This is a genomic window from Buttiauxella warmboldiae, assembly GCF_003818135.1.
Lineage (GTDB): Bacteria > Pseudomonadota > Gammaproteobacteria > Enterobacterales > Enterobacteriaceae > Buttiauxella > Buttiauxella warmboldiae.
Genome location: NZ_RPOH01000047.1, coordinates 48,430 through 65,612 on the forward strand (window position 1 = coordinate 48,430; position 17,183 = coordinate 65,612).

A 17,183-nucleotide genomic window follows, 5' to 3' on the forward strand; every position below is an offset into this window, starting at 1 on the left:
CCGTTTGCCGACGCTAAGCCATTGATGATGGAACAACGAATAACTCGTATGAAAAAACGTATTCCCACCTTGCTGGCCACCTTGATTGGCGCAGCGTTATATAGCCAACAAGGCATGGCTGCCGATCTTGCGTCGCAGTGTATGCTTGGTGTGCCGAGTTACAATCGCCCTTTGATTGAGGGGGATACCAACAACCTGCCCGTCACTATAAATGCCGATAGCGCAAAAGGAAATTATCCTGATGACGCGGTGTTTAGCGGCAACGTTGATATTCAGCAAGGCAACAGTCGCCTGCGGTCTGACGAAGTGATCCTGCATCAGAAACAGGTTGAGGGCCAACCCGACCCGGTTCGCACCGTCGACGCGGTGGGCAACGTGCATTACGACGATAATCAGGTGATTCTGAAGGGGCCGAAAGCCTGGTCAAACCTGAATACCAAAGATACCAACGTCTGGAAGGGCGACTACCAGATGGTAGACCGCCAGGGTCGCGGAACGGCCGACCTGATGAAACAGCGGGCGAATAATCGCTATACCATTCTGGAAAATGGCACCTTTACTTCCTGCCTGCCGGGTTCTAATACCTGGAGCGTGGTGGGGAGCGAAGTGATTCAGGATCGCGAAGAAGAAGTGGCTGAAATCTGGAACGCCCGTTTTAAAATCGGCCCGGTTCCGGTCTTCTATAGCCCTTACCTGCAGCTGCCGATTGGCGATAAACGCCGCTCCGGTTTCCTGATCCCCAATGCGAAGTACAGTACGACAAACTATTTCGAATTCACGCTTCCGTATTACTGGAATATTGCACCAAACTTTGATGCCACCATCACACCGCACTATATGCATAAGCGCGGTGGTGTTCAGTGGCAGAACGAATTCCGCTATCTGACCAAAGCGGGGGCGGGGATTATTGAATTCGATTATTTGTTGTCAGATAAACAGTACAAAGAAGATCAACTGGCTAAACCACCGCAGAATCAAGACAAGGACGATCGCCGCTGGCTATTTTACTGGAATCATAGCGGCGTGATGGATCAGGTGTGGCGTTTTAATATCGACTACACCAAAATCAGCGATCCAACCTACTTCAACGATTTTGATTCAAAATACGGTTCCAGTACCGATGGCTATGCCACGCAGAAATTTAGCGTCGGCTATGCTGTCAAAAATTTTGACGCCACGCTGTCTACCAAGCAGTTCCAGATTTTTGAATCGCAACAAAATAATGGTAAAAATTCATATAGCGCGCAACCGCAGCTGGACGTCAATTTTTATCACAATGATGTTGGACCATTTGATACTCGCATTTATGGCCAGGCGGTTAAGTTTACTAACTTTAATAACAATATGCCGGAAGCGACCCGCCTGCACCTTGAACCGGTGATTAGCCTGCCCCTGTCAAACGGTTGGGCAAGTCTGAATACCGAAACCGAACTGCTGGCGACGCATTATCAGCAGGATAATCTCGAAAAATACGAAAAAAACGTCAATGCTAAAAGTAAATTAGAATCATCGGTTAACCGTACGTTGCCGCAATTTAAAATGGACGGCAAGCTGATTTTTGACCGCGATATGGACTCTGCCGCAGGCTGGGCTCAGACCCTGGAACCGCGCGTGCAGTATCTGTACGTGCCCTATCGTGACCAGAGCAATATTAATAACTACGACTCATCGCTGCTACAGTCTGATTACAGCGGCCTGTTCCGCGACAGGACTTACGGTGGTCTTGACCGTATCGCATCGGCCAATCAGATGACTACCGGCGTCACTTCACGCATTTATGATGCTGCAGCGGTTGAACGTTTTAACGTTTCAGTAGGTCAAATCTACTACTTCACCCGGTCCCGCACCGGTGATGAAGCTATTAATAGTGAAAAAGGTGACGAAACGGGTTCGCTAGTCTGGGCTGGCGATACCTACTGGCGTATGACGGACCGCTGGGGTTTACGCGGTGGGCTTCAGTACGACACGCGCCTGGATAACGTTGCTACCGGCAATGGCGTTATTGAATATCGCAAAGACAACGATCGTCTGGTGCAGTTGAACTACCGTTATGCCAGCCCTGAGTATATTGGTGCAACTGTTTCTAAGATCAACATTAGTGCGCCACAGTACAAAAACGGCATTTCACAGGTTGGGATGACGGCCAGCTGGCCTGTTGTTGACCGCTGGTCGGTTGTCGGCGCGTATTATTACGACACCAATGCACAACAGGCCGCTGACTCCATGCTGGCCGTGCAGTACAACTCCTGCTGTTATGCGATTCGTGTAGGCTACGAGCGTAAAATTAACGGCTGGGAAAAAAACCAAAGCAAATACGACAACGTAATTGGCTTTAACATCGAGTTACGCGGCCTGAGCTCCAACTACGGCCTGGGCACACAGCAGATGTTGCGCTCCAACATTCTGCCGTATCAGAGCTCGATGTAATTCACTTTGACTAGAATTAGCAGTCCGCTTTGCGGCTAAGAAATGGAAAAAGTATGAAGAATTGGAGAACGCTGCTTCTCGGTTTCGTCCTGGCGGCAAATACAACCTTCGCGGCCCCGCAAGTGGTCGACAAAGTTGCAGCCGTAGTGAACAACGGTGTGGTACTGGAAAGTGATGTTAGCGGCATGATGCAGTCGGTGAAGACGGGCGCCCAGCAAGCCGGGCAGCAGCTTCCTGACGATGCCACTTTGCGTCATCAAATTCTGGAACGTCTGATTATGGATCAGATTATCCTGCAGATGGGGCAGAAGATGGGCGTCAAGGTGAGCGATGAGCAGCTGGATAAAGCCATTGCTGACATTGCGGCGCAGAACAAGATGAGTATGGACCAGATGCGTAGCCGTCTGGCCTATGACGGGGTGAACTACAACACTTACCGTGCTCAGATCCGCAAAGAGATGACCATTTCGGAAGTGCGTAATAACGAAGTGCGTCGCCGCGTCTCGATCCTGCCGCAAGAAGTTGATGCGCTGGCACAGCAGGTGGGCAACCAAAACGACAGCAGCACCGAGCTGAATTTAAGCCACATCCTGATCCCACTGCCAGAAAACCCGTCTTCTGCTCAGGTCGATGATGCGGAAAAACAGGCGCGTGATATCGCAGCACAAGCCCAAAGCGGTGCGGATTTCGGCAAACTGGCAATCACCTACTCTGCTGACCAGCAGGCGCTGAAAGGCGGCCAAATGGGTTGGGGCCGTATCCAGGAGTTACCGTCTATTTTCGCCCAGGCGTTAAGCAGCGCGAAAAAGGGTGACATCATCGGCCCGATTCGTTCAGGCGTGGGCTTCCACATCCTGAAAGTGAACGATTTGCGCGGGCAGAGCCAGAGCATTTCTGTGACTGAAGTGCATGCCCGCCATATCTTGCTGAAATCATCCCCCATTATGAGTGACGATCAGGCGCGCGCTAAACTGAACCAGATCGCGGCGGATATTAAGAGCGGCAAAACCACCTTCGCTGCGGCAGCCAAATCTTTCTCTGAAGATCCCGGCTCGGCTAACCAGGGCGGTGATTTAGGTTGGGCATCGACAGAGATCTACGATCCGGCTTTCCGTGATGCGCTTTCCAGAATGCACAAAGGCGAAATGAGTGCGCCAGTTCACTCCTCATTTGGCTGGCACCTGATTGAACTGATGAATACCCGCAACGTTGATAAGACCGATGCGGCACAGAAAGATCGTGCGTATCGTATGCTGTTCAACCGTAAGTTCTCTGAAGAAGCGCAGACCTGGATGCAGGAACAACGCGCCTCCGCTTACGTAAAAGTTATTGGTAGCAATGGCTAATATCCATCGCGTGGTCATCACTCCCGGCGAACCCGCCGGGATTGGCCCCGACCTGGTCATCGCGCTGGCAAGCCGCGACTGGCCCGTTGAACTGGTTGTCGCCGCTTCGCCTGAACTGCTGCTGGAACGAGCAGCCCTGCTCGGCCTTCCTCTGAGGATTAAATCTTACCAGCCCGGCACGCCGGCAAGCCCGCAAGCTGCTGGCACGCTCACCGTTCTTCCTGTCGAATTACGCGCTCCAGTCGTCCCGGGACAGCTGGATGTGAGAAACAGTGCCTATGTGGTCGAGATGCTGGCCCGTGCCTGTGATGGCTGTATTAACGGCGAGTTTGCCGCACTGATCACCGGCCCGGTACATAAAGGCATTATTAACGATGCCGGTATTCCCTTTAGCGGCCATACCGAATTTTTTGAAGAGCGTTCACACAGCGAAAAAGTGGTGATGATGCTGGCAACCGAAGAGTTGCGCGTCGCGCTGGTGACCACGCATCTGCCGCTCAAAGCCATTAGTGATGCGATAACGCCAGATTTATTACGCCAGATAATCATCATCCTGTATCATGACCTGCAAACCAGGTTTGGTATCGCGCAGCCGCACGTGCTGGTTTGTGGCCTCAACCCCCATGCCGGGGAAGGCGGCCACATGGGGACGGAAGAAATTGATACCATCATTCCCGTGCTCAATGAAATGCGCGCTCTGGGAATGAAGCTTTCTGGCCCGCTACCGGCAGATACGCTGTTTCAGCCGAAGTATCTCGATTGTGCCGACGCAGTACTGGCGATGTACCACGATCAGGGCCTCCCGGTACTCAAATACCAGGGATTTGGCCGCGCGGTAAATATCACGCTGGGCTTACCTTTTATCCGCACTTCGGTTGACCACGGCACCGCGCTAGAACTGGCGGGTCTTGGGAAAGCCGATGTCGGCAGTTTTACTACGGCGCTTAATCTCGCCATCAAGATGATTGTTAATACTCAATGAATACTCGTGTCCACCAGGGCCATTTAGCCCGTAAACGTTTTGGACAAAACTTCCTTAATGACCAGTTCGTTATCGACAGTATTGTCTCTGCTATTAATCCACTAAAAGGCCAGGCGATGGTTGAAATCGGCCCCGGCCTCGGCGCATTAACCGAGCCTGTGGGTGAACGCCTGGATGAGATGACCGTTATCGAGCTGGACCGCGATCTTGCAGCCCGTCTGCAAACGCATCCGTTCCTGGCGCCTAAGCTGACGATTTATCAGCAGGATGCCATGACCATGGATTTTGGCGAGCTGTCGCAAAAAATCGGCCAGCCGTTGCGCGTATTCGGCAACCTGCCGTATAACATCTCCACGCCATTGATGTTCCATCTCTTTAGCTATACTGATGCCATTGCAGACATGCATTTTATGCTGCAAAAAGAGGTGGTAAACCGTTTAGTTGCGGGTCCCAACTGTAAAGCGTACGGTCGTTTATCCGTCATGGCGCAATATTATTGCAATGTGATTCCAGTACTTGAAGTGCCGCCAACGGCCTTCACGCCGGCACCGAAAGTTGATTCTGCCGTTGTGCGCCTGGTTCCACATGCGACAATACCCAACCCGGTGAAAGAGCTGCGCGTGTTAAGCCGCATCACCACTGAAGCCTTTAATAAGCGTCGCAAAACGATTCGTAACAGCCTGGGCCACCTGTTCAGCCCGGAAGTGATGGCTGAATTGGGTATTGATGCAACCCTGCGTGCTGAAAACATCTCGGTTGCACAGTACTGTCAACTGGCAAACTATTTGGCTGAGCATCCACAGCAGCAGCCGAAGGAGAGTTAACGATGTTAAATTCGCCCCGCGTATGCATTCAGGTACAAAGCGTTTATATCGAATCGCAGTCCTCACCTGAGAACCAACGCTTCGTCTTTGCTTATACCGTCACCATCCGCAACCTGGGGCGAACACCGGTACAATTGCTTGGCCGCTACTGGCTTATCACCAACGGCAACGGCCATGAAACTGAAGTTCAGGGCGAGGGCGTAATTGGCGTCCAGCCGCATATTGAACCGGGCAACGAATACAGCTATACCAGCGGTGCGGTACTCGAAACACCGCTTGGCACCATGCAAGGCCATTATGAAATGGTCGACTCCCAGGGCGAAGCTTTCCGCGTCGCTATTCCCGTATTCCGTCTGGCTATTCCAGCCTTCATTCACTGATACGATGTCTACCTACCTGATTGGCGACGTTCACGGCTGTTACGATGAACTACTCGCCCTGCTGCAACAGGTTGAATTTACGCCTGGCAAAGATGTTTTATGGCTTACGGGCGATCTTGTCGCGCGTGGCCCCGGCTCGCTTGAAGTGCTGCGTTACGTGCGAGAGCTCGGTGAGAGCGCGCGTATCGTCCTCGGTAACCACGATCTCCACCTTCTTGCCGTTTATGCCGGTATCAGCCGCAATAAGCCTAAAGATCGCGTCTCTCCGCTGCTCGAAGCGCCCGATGCCGACGAGCTGCTTAACTGGCTACGCCGCCAGCCTCTGCTGCAGGTTGATGAAGAGAAAAAGCTGGTGATGGCTCACGCGGGGATTACGCCACAGTGGGATCTGAATACTGCCATAGCCTGCGCACGTGATGTCGAAGCGGTGCTGTCGAGCGACAGTTACCCGTTATTCCTTGATGCGATGTATGGCGATATGCCAAACAACTGGTCGCCGGAGCTCTCGGGGCTTGCCCGGCTGCGGTTCATTACTAACTCGCTGACCCGCATGCGTTATTGCTTCCCGAATGGGCAGCTGGATATGTACTGCAAAGACACGCCGGAAAGCGCGCCTGCACCGCTGAAACCGTGGTTTGCCATCCCGGGCCCGGTAACCGCTGAGTATTCCGTCATCTTCGGACACTGGGCATCACTGGAGGGCAAAGGTACGCCAGAAGGGATTTACGGGCTGGATACCGGTTGCTGCTGGGGTGGAGAGCTAACCTGCCTGCGCTGGGAAGATAAAACTTATTTCACTCAGCCATCCAATCGCAGGCCCGATGTCGGCGGTGGTGAGACGGCTATCGCTTCATAAGCAATAAACAAAAAGAAGGAAAAACCCCGTTTTTCCTTCTTTGTCAGCAACCAGACTTTTCCTGCGCGTCTTAACGACGTTCCAGCACTTCGAAACAGTAGCCATGAGAGTTATTCTCGTCGGCATCATGGAATTCGCTGAACGTTGACTGCCACTCGTCCGGGTTGTAATCCGGGAAGTGCGTGTCCCCTTCAACTTCAGCATCGATGTGCGTCAGATACAGGCGCTGTGCTTTCGGCAGGAACTGTTCGTAAACACGCCCGCCGCCAATCACCATAATCTCTTGCGCATCACCACAGGCCTTAATCGCCTCTTCCACCGACGAAACCCACTCCACGCGCTCATCGGAGCCAGGTTTGCTACTGATGACGATATTCTTGCGGCCCGGCAGCGGGCGACCGATAGATTCCCAGGTCAGGCGCCCCATCACGACAGGTTTATTCAACGTATTACGTTTAAACCATGCCAGATCGGCAGGCAAATCCCAGGGCATGGCGTTTTCCATACCAATAACACGATCTACCGCTAATGCAGCAATCAGACTGATCATTCTAGTAATCCAGGGGTGGTGAAAAAATTGCCGCCACTATACGGAAAGCGCATTCTTTCGTCGACTGTCCGCGGGCATGTCTGAGAGAATTTTTTTGTTCTGCTACTGTAAACGCGTAACGTATTGCTTCCTGATTGAGCAGGAACAACGGGTTAGCATAAAAGCGCCAGAAGCGTCGTAAAAAATTCTTCACTGTCGTCCCTTACGTTATAGGAATATCTGATAGCTGCGGTATAGTTCACGTTTCTTTATCTGTTGTGGATTAAACCATGTTAGAAACCACGCTTTTTGTCGCCACCATTGCCACGTTAGGGATGCTTTCTCCCGGGCCTGATTTCTTTCTGGTGATTAAAAATGCTGCCCGCTACCCGCGCGTTGCCGCAATGATGACTTCGCTCGGCGTGATCGGCGGCGTCGCCACTCATATGACCTATTGCGTGGCTGGGCTTGCGGTGGTGATCACCACGACGCCATGGCTGTTCGACCTGCTGAAATATGCCGGCGCGGCTTATCTGATCTGGGTGGGCCTGCAGGCGTTGCTGGCTCGCGGCGGCAGCAAAATGGACGTCAGCAATATTGAACGCCAGCAAACCACGCTGAAAAAAGCCTTCTTACAGGGTTATTTGTGCAACCTGCTCAATCCCAAAGCAACGCTGTTTTTCCTTTCCGTCTTCACCCAGGTATTGAGCGTGAACTCCGGCACCATGGAAAAACTCTGGTATGCGGGCGTTATCCTGATGCTGTCAGTGGTCTGGTGGCCGCTATTAGTGGTGCTGATTCAGAGCGAACCGGTGCGCCGCGGCCTTGCCAAAGCCCAGAAGATTATCGATAAGCTGCTGGGCGGCATGCTGATAGCGCTTGGGATCAAAGTCGCATTGAGCTAAAAAAAAGTGGATGGCGCAACTGCGCTTATCCACCTACCGCGATTTTGTTATTGCGGTTTGACCGGCGGTTCATCCGCCAACTTTCCCGAATGCAGCCCCTCTTCCGTTCCCTGCCAGCCATGGCGCTGAATCACGTTCAGATGCGAACGGTCTTCGTTAATCACTTCAGTCAGCATCGCACTGGTACGTTTAAGCACGTCGGCCCGGGCTGACCAGTCTGGAGCCGGAACCATCTCTTCAACCATTTGCCTGTTAAAGCGGCGGAAATGATCGGCGCGCTCCCGGGCTTCGTAGCTTCCCACCCCCAGCCCCTCAAGCGCCTGGCGCCCCACTTTCAATGCCCCTTCAAATGTCTCGCGTTCAGGCTGCTCCACCCCTAGCTGACGCAGGCGAATAAAGTGGTCAAGATCGCGCGCACGGGCAATCACTTTCAGATGCGGGAAGTGCTCCCGCACCCGTTCGGCTAGCTGCATATTGGCGTCGGGGTCGTCGATGGCGTTGATCAGCACTTCCGCTTTCGCAGCACCCGCAGATTCCAGTAAATCCACGCGCGTCGCGTCACCATAAAACACTTTGGTACCAAACTTACGCAGCGTCTCAATGTGGTCAGGATCGTGGTCAAGAACCACCATTTTCACCCCGCTGGTCAGCAACAAACGTCCGGCGATTTGCCCGAAGCGCCCGAAGCCTGCAACGATCACGCGCGGCTGCTCTTCGTCGATTTCGTCGGCTTCACGCGCCTGCTCTTTGCCAGATTTTTCCAGGCGATTGAGCAACACCAGCAGCAGCGGCGTTGCTGCCATAGAGAGCGCCACCGCAAGCGTCAGCGATTTTGCCCAGCTGTCGTCCAGCACCTGCGCCATGCGCGCGGTGCCAAAAATCACAAAGGCGAATTCACTACCCTGCCCGAGCAGAACGGCAAACCAGCGCCGCTGTTTGCGCGGCACGCTTAGCGGTTTTGCCACAATCCATAGCGTGATGATTTTAATCGCCAGGAAGCCAAATAGCAGCGCAACAATTCGCAGAGGGTTTTCCCACAGCGTGCCGAAGTCTATCGACATCCCCACGCCGATGAAAAACAGCCCCAGCAGCAGCCCTTTGAAAGGTTCGATATCGCTTTCCAGCGCGTGGCGATATTCAGAACTCGCCAGTAAAACCCCCGCCAGAAACGCGCCCATCGCCATCGAAAGCCCGGCTTCCTCAAGCAATAAACCGAAGCCAAACACCATAAACAACGCCATGGCGCTGAACACTTCACGTAAGCCGGAACGTGCCACAAACCGCAGCACCGGGCGTGTGACATAGCGCCCAAGCAGTACCACCACCGCCAAAGCGCCAACCACTTTCAGTGCCGAAATGGAAAATGCGCCCAGGGTGGTAGCCGCGCTACTTGTGGCAAGCAGGGGAATCATCGCCACTAATGGGATCGCCGCGATATCCTGGAATAACAACACGGCAAATGCCCCGCGCCCCATTTGCGAGAGCGTCAGGTTACGTTCGTTCATCGCCTGCATAGCAATCGCGGTGGATGATAGCGCCAGCGTCAGGCCAATTAACGCGGCCACCTGCCAGCGTAAACCTAAGAACATGCAGAACAACCCGAGCAGCAAGCCACACGCCACCATTTGTAATGCACCGCCGCCAAACACCGATGCGCGCAGCGTCCACAAGCGTCGCGGATCGAGTTCGAGGCCGATGACAAACAGCATCAGCACCACGCCAATTTCCGCAAAATGCAAAATAGTCTCGGCATCTGTGACCAGCCGTAACCCCCAGGGGCCGATAATACAACCGGCTATCAGATAACCCAGCACTGAACCGAGCCCAAGCCGCACCGCAATCGGCACGATTATCGCGGCAGCCCCAAGGTAAATCAGCACCTGCAACATGCTGTGGCTATCCATGGTTCGCCTCCTGCCAGTCGAGCAAGCGTTGTTTGTACATTTCAGCTTGTACCTCGAGGGTATTTTCATCGCAGACAAACGTGAAATGGATGGTGAAGTGCGGTAGCCAGTTCATACCGCAGTAAAGTGCTGTCGCTTGTAACGGCTGCCCGAGCACATCAAAACCGGGATGGTCACCGAGATCAAAGTGACCCTCGCCACCGCCGGTGGTCACCGCCCACATTACCTGCTTGCCACGCAGCGCCGTTCCACCCTGGCCGTACGCCCAGCCGTGAGCCAGCACTTTATCGATCCATAGCTTCATCAGCGGCGGCATGCTGTACCACTGCATCGGATGCTGCCAGATAACCAGCTCAGCGCGGCTTAAAGCCTGCTGTTCGGCGGCAATATCAATATTGAAATCCGGGTATAGCTCATACAGCGAGCGCACTTCCACATCGGGCAAAAGTGACGCCTGTTGGAGCATTTTTTTGTTGGCATGAGAGTGCTGCGGGTAAGGATGTGCATAAATAATCAAAATCATGGCGTTGCTTGTCCCGGCGCTGGAATCATCACAGTGTAGACGGTTAATGAAAATCAGCCTACATCCGTGATTTTTATCACAAAAAAAAGGCCCACCGAAGTAAGCCTTAGCAGACTGAACAAGCCAATTTTATTTGGCGATCTGCGCGTGCATTTCCTGAACAGAAATCACTTTTTCCGTGGCATCAGCATTTAATGCCATCGCGGTTGCGAAACCGCCGTTCAACGTGGTGTCGTAATGCACTTTATATTGCAGCGCGCTGCGGCGGATAAGTTTGGAATCCTCAATCGCCTGACGGCCCGCCGTGGTGTTGATGATGTAGGTGTATTCGCCATTCTTGATACGGTCCTGAATGTGCGGACGGCCTTCATGCACCTTGTTCACCAGGCGTGGGTTAATACCGGCTTCGCCTAACACCACCGCAGTACCGTGAGTCGCATCCAGCTCGAAGCCCTGCTTCAGCAATTTAGCCGCCAGGTCTACCACGCGTTTTTTGTCGCCTTCGCGCACGGAAAGCAGCGCGCGGCCCGGCTTACGCATGGTGGATTGGCTGCCCAGCATCGCTTTAGAGAACGCTTCTGCAAAGGTGCGGCCCACGCCCATCACTTCACCGGTAGAACGCATTTCTGGCCCTAACAGTGGGTCAACGCCCGGGAACTTGTTGAACGGCAGAACCACTTCTTTCACCGAGTAATACGGTGGAATGATCTCTTTGGTCATACCTTGCTGAACCAGCGTCTGGCCAACCATCACACGCGCCGCCACTTTCGCCAGCGCCATTCCGGTTGCTTTGGAGACAAACGGTACGGTACGCGCCGCACGCGGGTTCACTTCAATCAGGTAGACTTCGTTATCTTTCACCGCAAACTGCACGTTCATCAGGCCGCGAACCTGCAGCTCGAAGGCCAGTTTCTGCACCTGTTGGCGCATCACATCCTGGATTTCCTGGCTCAGCGTGTACGCGGGCAGAGAACATGCGGAGTCACCGGAGTGAACGCCAGCCTGTTCGATGTGCTCCATGATCCCGCCAATCAGCACGGTTTCACCGTCGCAAATGGCGTCAACATCCACTTCTACCGCATCGTCAAGGAAGCGGTCGAGCAGCACTGGAGCGTCGTTAGAAACGCTGACCGCGGTCTGGAAGTAACGACGCAGGTCGATTTCGTCATACACGATTTCCATCGCGCGGCCACCCAGAACGTAGGATGGGCGAACCACCAGCGGGTAGCCAATCTGCGCCGCTTTCTCTACCGCCATTTCGATGGTGGTAACGGTGGCGTTGGCAGGCTGCTTCAGCTTCAGGCGGTCAACCGCGTGCTGGAAGCGCTCACGGTCTTCTGCACGGTCAATGGCATCCGGGCTGGTGCCGATAATCGGCACGCCTGCGGCTTCCAGTTCACGCGCCAGCTTCAGCGGAGTCTGGCCGCCGTACTGCACGATAACGCCTTTTGGCTTCTCAACGCGCACGATTTCCAGCACGTCTTCCAGCGTTACCGGCTCGAAGTACAGGCGGTCGGAAGTGTCATAGTCGGTAGACACAGTTTCCGGGTTACAGTTAACCATGATGGTTTCGTAACCGTCCTCACGCAGTGCCAGAGAAGCATGCACGCAGCAGTAGTCGAATTCGATACCCTGGCCGATACGGTTCGGGCCACCGCCCAGCACCATGATTTTGTCACGGTCGTTGTTCGGGTTCGCTTCACACTCGTCTTCATAAGTGGAGTACATATACGCGGTGTCGGTGGAGAACTCCGCCGCACAGGTATCAACACGCTTATAAACCGGGTGCAGCTTATACTGTTCGCGCAGTTTGCGAATTTCTGACTCACGCACGCCAGCCAGTTTCGCCAGGCGCGCATCGGCAAAGCCTTTACGCTTGAGCATCCGCAGGAAGTCATAGTCCAGCCCGGTGATACCGACTTCTTCGACTTTCTCTTCCAGGCGCACCAGCTCTTCGATTTGTACCAGGAACCAGCGGTCGATGTTGGTCAGGTTGAACACGCCATCAACAGACAGGCCTGCGCGGAAGGCGTCAGCCACGTACCAGATACGCTCAGCGCCTGCGTCTTTCAGCTCACGGCGAATTTTGGTCAGGGCTTCCGGGTCATCCAGGCTCACTTTCGGGTCAAAACCGGTCGCGCCCACTTCCAGGCCGCGCAAAGCTTTTTGCAGGGATTCCTGCTGCGTGCGGCCAATCGCCATCACTTCACCGACAGATTTCATCTGCGTCGTCAGACGGTCATTAGCACCGACGAATTTTTCGAAGTTAAAGCGAGGGATTTTAGTCACAACGTAGTCGATGGACGGTTCGAACGAGGCCGGAGTTTTGCCGCCGGTGATATCGTTCATCAGCTCATCAAGGGTGTAACCCACGGCCAGTTTCGCCGCCACTTTGGCAATCGGGAAGCCGGTTGCTTTAGACGCCAGAGCAGAAGAACGCGACACACGCGGGTTCATCTCGATAACAATCAGGCGGCCAGTTTTCGGGTTAACCGAGAACTGCACGTTTGAGCCGCCGGTTTCGACGCCGATTTCACGCAGCACCGCCATCGAGGCGTTACGCATGATTTGGTATTCTTTGTCGGTCAGCGTTTGGGCTGGCGCTACGGTGATGGAGTCACCGGTGTGGATGCCCATCGGGTCAAGGTTTTCGATAGAGCAGACGATGATGCAGTTGTCGTTTTTATCACGCACCACTTCCATCTCGTACTCTTTCCAGCCAATCAGCGATTCGTCAATCAGCAGCTCTTTGGTTGGCGAAAGATCCAGACCGCGCTCGCAGATTTCTTCGAATTCTTCACGGTTGTAAGCAATACCGCCGCCGGTGCCACCCATGGTAAATGATGGGCGGATAATGCACGGATAGCCCACGTCAGCGGCAACCGCCAGCGCTTCTTCCATATTGTGAGCGATGCCGGAGCGCGCAGTATCAAGGCCGATTTTTTTCATCGCCACGTCGAAACGGCGGCGGTCTTCAGCTTTATCAATCGCGTCAGCGGTGGCACCAATCATGGTGACGCCAAACTCGGCCAGCACGCCCTGGCGTTCCAGCTCCAGCGCACAGTTCAGCGCGGTCTGGCCGCCCATGGTTGGCAGCACCGCGTCCGGGCGCTCTTTTTCGATGATTTTGCGCACCACTTCCCAGTGAATCGGTTCGATGTAAGTCGCATCGGCCATTTCCGGGTCGGTCATAATCGTTGCCGGGTTGGAGTTCACCAGAATGACGCGGTAACCCTCTTCACGCAGCGCTTTACACGCCTGCGCGCCGGAATAGTCGAACTCACACGCCTGGCCGATAACAATTGGGCCTGCGCCGAGGATCAGGATGCTTTTTATATCTGTACGTTTTGGCATTTTATTTAGCTCCTGATTATTTAGCAGACTGACGATATTGCTCGATTAACTCGATAAAATGGTCAAACAGCGGCGCCGCATCGTGCGGGCCCGGGCTGGCTTCCGGGTGTCCCTGGAAGCTGAAAGCCGCTTTATCGGTACGATGGATGCCTTGCAGCGTGCCATCGAACAGTGACTTGTGCGTCACGCGCAGGTTTGCCGGAAGTGTCTCTTCATCAACAGCAAACCCGTGGTTCTGCGCGGTAATCATCACGCAATCGCGGTCCAAATCTTTAACCGGGTGGTTGCCGCCGTGGTGGCCGAACTTCATCTTCACGGTTTTCGCGCCACTCGCCAGAGCCAGCAGCTGGTGGCCCAGGCAGATACCGAATACCGGCACGTCGGTTTCGAGGAAGGATTTGATGGCGCTGATGGCGTAGTCACACGGCGCCGGGTCACCGGGGCCGTTCGAGAGGAAGATGCCGTCCGGATTCATCTTCAGCACTTCTTCTGCTGGCGTTTGTGCCGGAACTACCGTCAGGCGGCAGCCGCGGTCAACCAGCATACGCAGAATATTACGCTTCACGCCGTAATCGTAGGCCACGACATGGAACGGTAAATCTTCTTCTTTGGCCGCTTCTGGCAGTTCGCCTTCAAGCGTCCAGCTCCCCTGCTGCCAGCTATACGCTTCCCGGGTGGTCACCTCTTTCGCGAGGTCCATACCGTTAAGCCCCGGGAATGCCTTCGCTTTTCCCAGCGCCAGGGTAACGTCGAGGTTGTCACCGGCAATAATGCAGCCGTTCTGTGCCCCTTTTTCGCGCAGAATACGGGTCAGCTTACGGGTATCGATATCGGCAATCGCCACAATGTTATGGCGTTTAAGGTAGGAAGAGAGGTCTTCGGTATTGCGGTAATTGCTGGCAATCAGCGGCAGGTCACGAATGACGAGGCCTTGCGCATGTACCTGGGAGGATTCTTCGTCAGCAGCATTGGTGCCGACATTGCCGATATGGGGATAAGTAAGAGTGACGATCTGGCGGGAGTAGGAAGGATCAGTGAGGATTTCTTGATAACCGGTCAAAGAGGTGTTGAAAACGACTTCCCCAATGGCCGAACCCGATGCCCCAATGGCCCGACCGTGGAATTGGGTTCCGTCTTCCAGAACCAATATTGCTGACTTAATCAAAACGCCCTCCAGGGAATAAACAGTCAATTTATTTGCATATTAATTCAAAACCATTTCCTGAATCAATGCAAAACAGCCTGTCATTTGGATTTTTGACAAACGGCGGCATTCTAGTGAGAGGCCGGGCAAAAGTCTACCATAAGCGCAACTTTTTATGGGTTTTTTAGCTAGCTGATGCAAAAAACTATAATTGAGCGCTGAAATCAACAGCTAACCTAAGATGCGTAATCGGTTGCGGGGCGTAATGAATGGTAACGCAAGGGTCGGAGGTATAAAAAGTGGACCAGATGGTCAAATTTAGCCTGAATAGCAGTACAGGCATGGAGATAAGTGAAATTTATAAGCAATTAAACGTCAAAAACAACACAAGACGATGAAAAAATAACAAATAAAAAAGGGCAATAAAATATTGCCCACTCAATCAAATAGTTATGATTGCAATAACCACATCACGACGGGTAATAATACTTATAAACTGTTGAGAGCAAGCACGTCACGCATATCATAGAGGCCACTTTTTAGCGCATTCACCCACAGTGCAGACCTGACAGCGCCATTGGCAAAAGTCATGCGACTGGAGGCTTTATGGCTGATTTCAATACGCTCGCCGATGTCCGCAAACATTGCCGTATGTTCACCAATAATGTCGCCCGCCCGTACGGTGGCAAAGCCAATAATGCCTGGCACGCGCTCGCCGGTGTACCCTTCGCGGGAGTAAACGGCGCACTCTTTTAAGTCTTTGTCCATCGCCTGAGCAATGGCTTCGCCCATCGCCAGCGCCGTACCTGACGGCGCATCAACTTTATGACGATGGTGCGCTTCGATGATTTCGATATCGGTGTAATCCCCCATCACTTTGGCCGCTTTCTCCAGCAGCTTGAGCATCACATTCACGCCAACGCTAAAGTTGGCGGCAAAGACTATCGGCACTTCGGCGGCGGCGGCGGCAATCGCCTGTTTGCCAGCCTCATCAAAACCCGTGGTGCCAATCACCATGCCTTTAGCGTGCTGGCGGCAGAAAGCCAAATGATTGAGCGTACCTTCCGGGCGTGTGAAATCGATAAATACGTCGAAATCATTCACCACCGCATCCAGGCTATCGCTCACCATCACGCCTGTTTTCTCCACGCCCGCTAATTCGCCGGCGTCACTGCCAATCAGGGAAGACCCCGTACGCTCAAGCGCGGCACCCAGTTTTACGCCATCCAGCAGTAATGCAGCCTGAATCAGCTGTCGCCCCATGCGACCACCCGCACCCGCAATTGCTACGCGGACTTGTGACTCATCCATATCCACTCTCTTTTCTCTATTAATCTGCATATATAACCTTCTCAGGTTAACCAGCCCGCGTACAGGCCGCCACCCGAAAACACCGATAATAAGAAATTTATGACAAAACGAGGTAATTATCAGTAAAAGCCATGAAACCCATAAACAATTCAGGGTATTGTGTGCGCTTGATACAGCTCCCTGCGCCGCCAGTTCACATCTGCCACTGAACTTCCCAACTCAATGGAGCCCTGGAGCAATAAATTAAAACGGGGGCGGATATTGCGCGTTAAGCGACTTTGCAGGATGAACACCGCTTCGCTGCCAAGCTCGCGGCAAGGCTGAAAAGCGGCGGTTAATCCTAATGATTTTATTTCATCCATTTCATGCGAGTAAGCACAACTCATCACGGAAATATCTTCTGGCACCTGAATCTGGCGTTTTTCCAGCTCGCCGAGCACGGCTCGGGCAATCGCCCCACCGCCGCATAAAATGGCCGACGGGAGTTGTTCTTTAGAGCGCTGCTCAAGATATTTGATAAAATTCGTCCGCGCTTCCGTCTCGCCGTAACCTTTCGTCACCAGCAGATGTTCGGACTCATCAAAAACAAGATGGTGATCCTGACAGGCTCGCCTGAACCCTTCGAAGCGCTGAACCATGGTTTCCCGACTCAAATCGGTAAATAAAAGTACCTGCCGATTAATGCTGATCGTTTAAGG

General features: G+C 53.5%; 14 protein-coding genes. 7 read left to right on the plus strand and 7 right to left on the minus strand.

Annotated elements, in window-relative coordinates:
* Positions 1-48: 48 nt before the first annotated feature.
* Genes lptD through apaH form a run of 6 tightly spaced genes read left to right on the plus strand, consistent with a single transcriptional unit; the run spans position 49 to position 6,815 of the window.
* A complete protein-coding gene (gene lptD, locus EHN07_RS12430) occupies positions 49-2,427 on the plus strand; it encodes an LPS assembly protein LptD (protein ID WP_124024451.1) in 2,379 nt (792 codons plus the stop codon).
* A 53-nt stretch (positions 2,428-2,480) separates the two neighbouring features.
* Positions 2,481-3,773 carry a peptidylprolyl isomerase SurA gene (gene surA, locus EHN07_RS12435; RefSeq protein ID WP_124024452.1) on the plus strand — a complete coding sequence of 431 codons (1,293 nt, stop codon included), beginning with the start codon at positions 2,481-2,483 and terminating at the stop codon, positions 3,771-3,773.
* Positions 3,766-4,755 carry a 4-hydroxythreonine-4-phosphate dehydrogenase PdxA gene (gene pdxA / locus EHN07_RS12440; protein ID WP_124024453.1) on the plus strand — a complete coding sequence of 330 codons (990 nt, stop codon included), beginning with the start codon at positions 3,766-3,768 and terminating at the stop codon, positions 4,753-4,755. The genes surA and pdxA overlap by 8 nt, the downstream gene beginning before the upstream one ends.
* Positions 4,752-5,579, plus strand: a complete 828-nt coding sequence (rsmA, locus tag EHN07_RS12445) for a 16S rRNA (adenine(1518)-N(6)/adenine(1519)-N(6))-dimethyltransferase RsmA (protein ID WP_124024454.1) — start codon at positions 4,752-4,754, stop codon at positions 5,577-5,579. Before pdxA ends, rsmA begins: the two co-directional genes overlap by 4 nt.
* A 2-nt stretch (positions 5,580-5,581) precedes the next feature.
* Complete coding sequence (apaG, locus tag EHN07_RS12450) at positions 5,582-5,959, plus strand: Co2+/Mg2+ efflux protein ApaG (RefSeq protein WP_124024455.1); 378 nt, start codon at positions 5,582-5,584, stop codon at positions 5,957-5,959.
* A 4-nt stretch (positions 5,960-5,963) separates the two neighbouring features.
* On the plus strand, positions 5,964-6,815 hold the full coding sequence (gene apaH / locus EHN07_RS12455) for a bis(5'-nucleosyl)-tetraphosphatase (symmetrical) ApaH (RefSeq protein WP_124024456.1): 852 nt from the start codon (positions 5,964-5,966) through the stop codon (positions 6,813-6,815).
* A gap of 70 nt (positions 6,816-6,885) precedes the next feature.
* Here apaH and folA read toward each other — a convergent pair whose 3' ends face one another.
* Entirely contained in the window at positions 6,886-7,365 is a 480-nt protein-coding gene (gene folA / locus EHN07_RS12460) for a type 3 dihydrofolate reductase (RefSeq protein ID WP_124024457.1), read from the minus strand.
* A gap of 269 nt (positions 7,366-7,634) precedes the next feature.
* Between folA and EHN07_RS12465 the strand changes: the two genes are divergently transcribed.
* On the plus strand, positions 7,635-8,249 hold the full coding sequence (locus tag EHN07_RS12465; RefSeq protein WP_124024458.1) for a LysE family translocator: 615 nt from the start codon (positions 7,635-7,637) through the stop codon (positions 8,247-8,249).
* 47 nt (positions 8,250-8,296) lie between these two features.
* Here the strand turns inward: EHN07_RS12465 and kefC are convergent, their stop codons facing one another.
* From kefC to EHN07_RS12495, 6 genes are all read right to left on the minus strand, one after another.
* Positions 8,297-10,153 carry a glutathione-regulated potassium-efflux system protein KefC gene (gene kefC / locus EHN07_RS12470; protein ID WP_124024459.1) on the minus strand — a complete coding sequence of 619 codons (1,857 nt, stop codon included), beginning with the start codon at positions 10,151-10,153 and terminating at the stop codon, positions 8,297-8,299.
* On the minus strand, positions 10,146-10,676 hold the full coding sequence (gene kefF / locus EHN07_RS12475) for a glutathione-regulated potassium-efflux system oxidoreductase KefF (RefSeq protein WP_124024460.1): 531 nt from the start codon (positions 10,674-10,676) through the stop codon (positions 10,146-10,148). Before kefF ends, kefC begins: the two co-directional genes overlap by 8 nt.
* Before the next feature lie 129 nt (positions 10,677-10,805).
* On the minus strand, positions 10,806-14,030 hold the full coding sequence (gene carB / locus EHN07_RS12480) for a carbamoyl-phosphate synthase large subunit (RefSeq protein WP_124024461.1): 3,225 nt from the start codon (positions 14,028-14,030) through the stop codon (positions 10,806-10,808).
* Between the two features lie 16 nt (positions 14,031-14,046).
* Positions 14,047-15,195, minus strand: coding sequence for a glutamine-hydrolyzing carbamoyl-phosphate synthase small subunit (gene carA / locus EHN07_RS12485; RefSeq protein WP_124024462.1), 1,149 nt, complete (start codon positions 15,193-15,195; stop codon positions 14,047-14,049).
* A 468-nt stretch (positions 15,196-15,663) separates the two neighbouring features.
* On the minus strand, positions 15,664-16,485 hold the full coding sequence (gene dapB / locus EHN07_RS12490) for a 4-hydroxy-tetrahydrodipicolinate reductase (RefSeq protein WP_124024467.1): 822 nt from the start codon (positions 16,483-16,485) through the stop codon (positions 15,664-15,666).
* 149 nt (positions 16,486-16,634) lie between these two features.
* On the minus strand, positions 16,635-17,138 hold the full coding sequence (locus tag EHN07_RS12495; RefSeq protein ID WP_279630496.1) for a substrate-binding domain-containing protein: 504 nt from the start codon (positions 17,136-17,138) through the stop codon (positions 16,635-16,637).
* Positions 17,139-17,183: the final 45 nt, after the last annotated feature.

Coding starts and splice junctions, on each gene's coding strand:
- lptD (WP_124024451.1), top strand. CDS start 49: ATGAAAAAACGTATTCCCACCTTGCTGGCCACCTTGATTGGCGCAGCG.
- surA (WP_124024452.1), top strand. CDS start 2,481: ATGAAGAATTGGAGAACGCTGCTTCTCGGTTTCGTCCTGGCGGCAAAT.
- pdxA (WP_124024453.1), top strand. CDS start 3,766: ATGGCTAATATCCATCGCGTGGTCATCACTCCCGGCGAACCCGCCGGG.
- rsmA (WP_124024454.1), top strand. CDS start 4,752: ATGAATACTCGTGTCCACCAGGGCCATTTAGCCCGTAAACGTTTTGGA.
- apaG (WP_124024455.1), top strand. CDS start 5,582: ATGTTAAATTCGCCCCGCGTATGCATTCAGGTACAAAGCGTTTATATC.
- apaH (WP_124024456.1), top strand. CDS start 5,964: ATGTCTACCTACCTGATTGGCGACGTTCACGGCTGTTACGATGAACTA.
- folA (WP_124024457.1), bottom strand. CDS start 7,365: ATGATCAGTCTGATTGCTGCATTAGCGGTAGATCGTGTTATTGGTATG.
- EHN07_RS12465 (WP_124024458.1), top strand. CDS start 7,635: ATGTTAGAAACCACGCTTTTTGTCGCCACCATTGCCACGTTAGGGATG.
- kefC (WP_124024459.1), bottom strand. CDS start 10,153: ATGGATAGCCACAGCATGTTGCAGGTGCTGATTTACCTTGGGGCTGCC.
- kefF (WP_124024460.1), bottom strand. CDS start 10,676: ATGATTTTGATTATTTATGCACATCCTTACCCGCAGCACTCTCATGCC.
- carB (WP_124024461.1), bottom strand. CDS start 14,030: ATGCCAAAACGTACAGATATAAAAAGCATCCTGATCCTCGGCGCAGGC.
- dapB (WP_124024467.1), bottom strand. CDS start 16,485: ATGGATGAGTCACAAGTCCGCGTAGCAATTGCGGGTGCGGGTGGTCGC.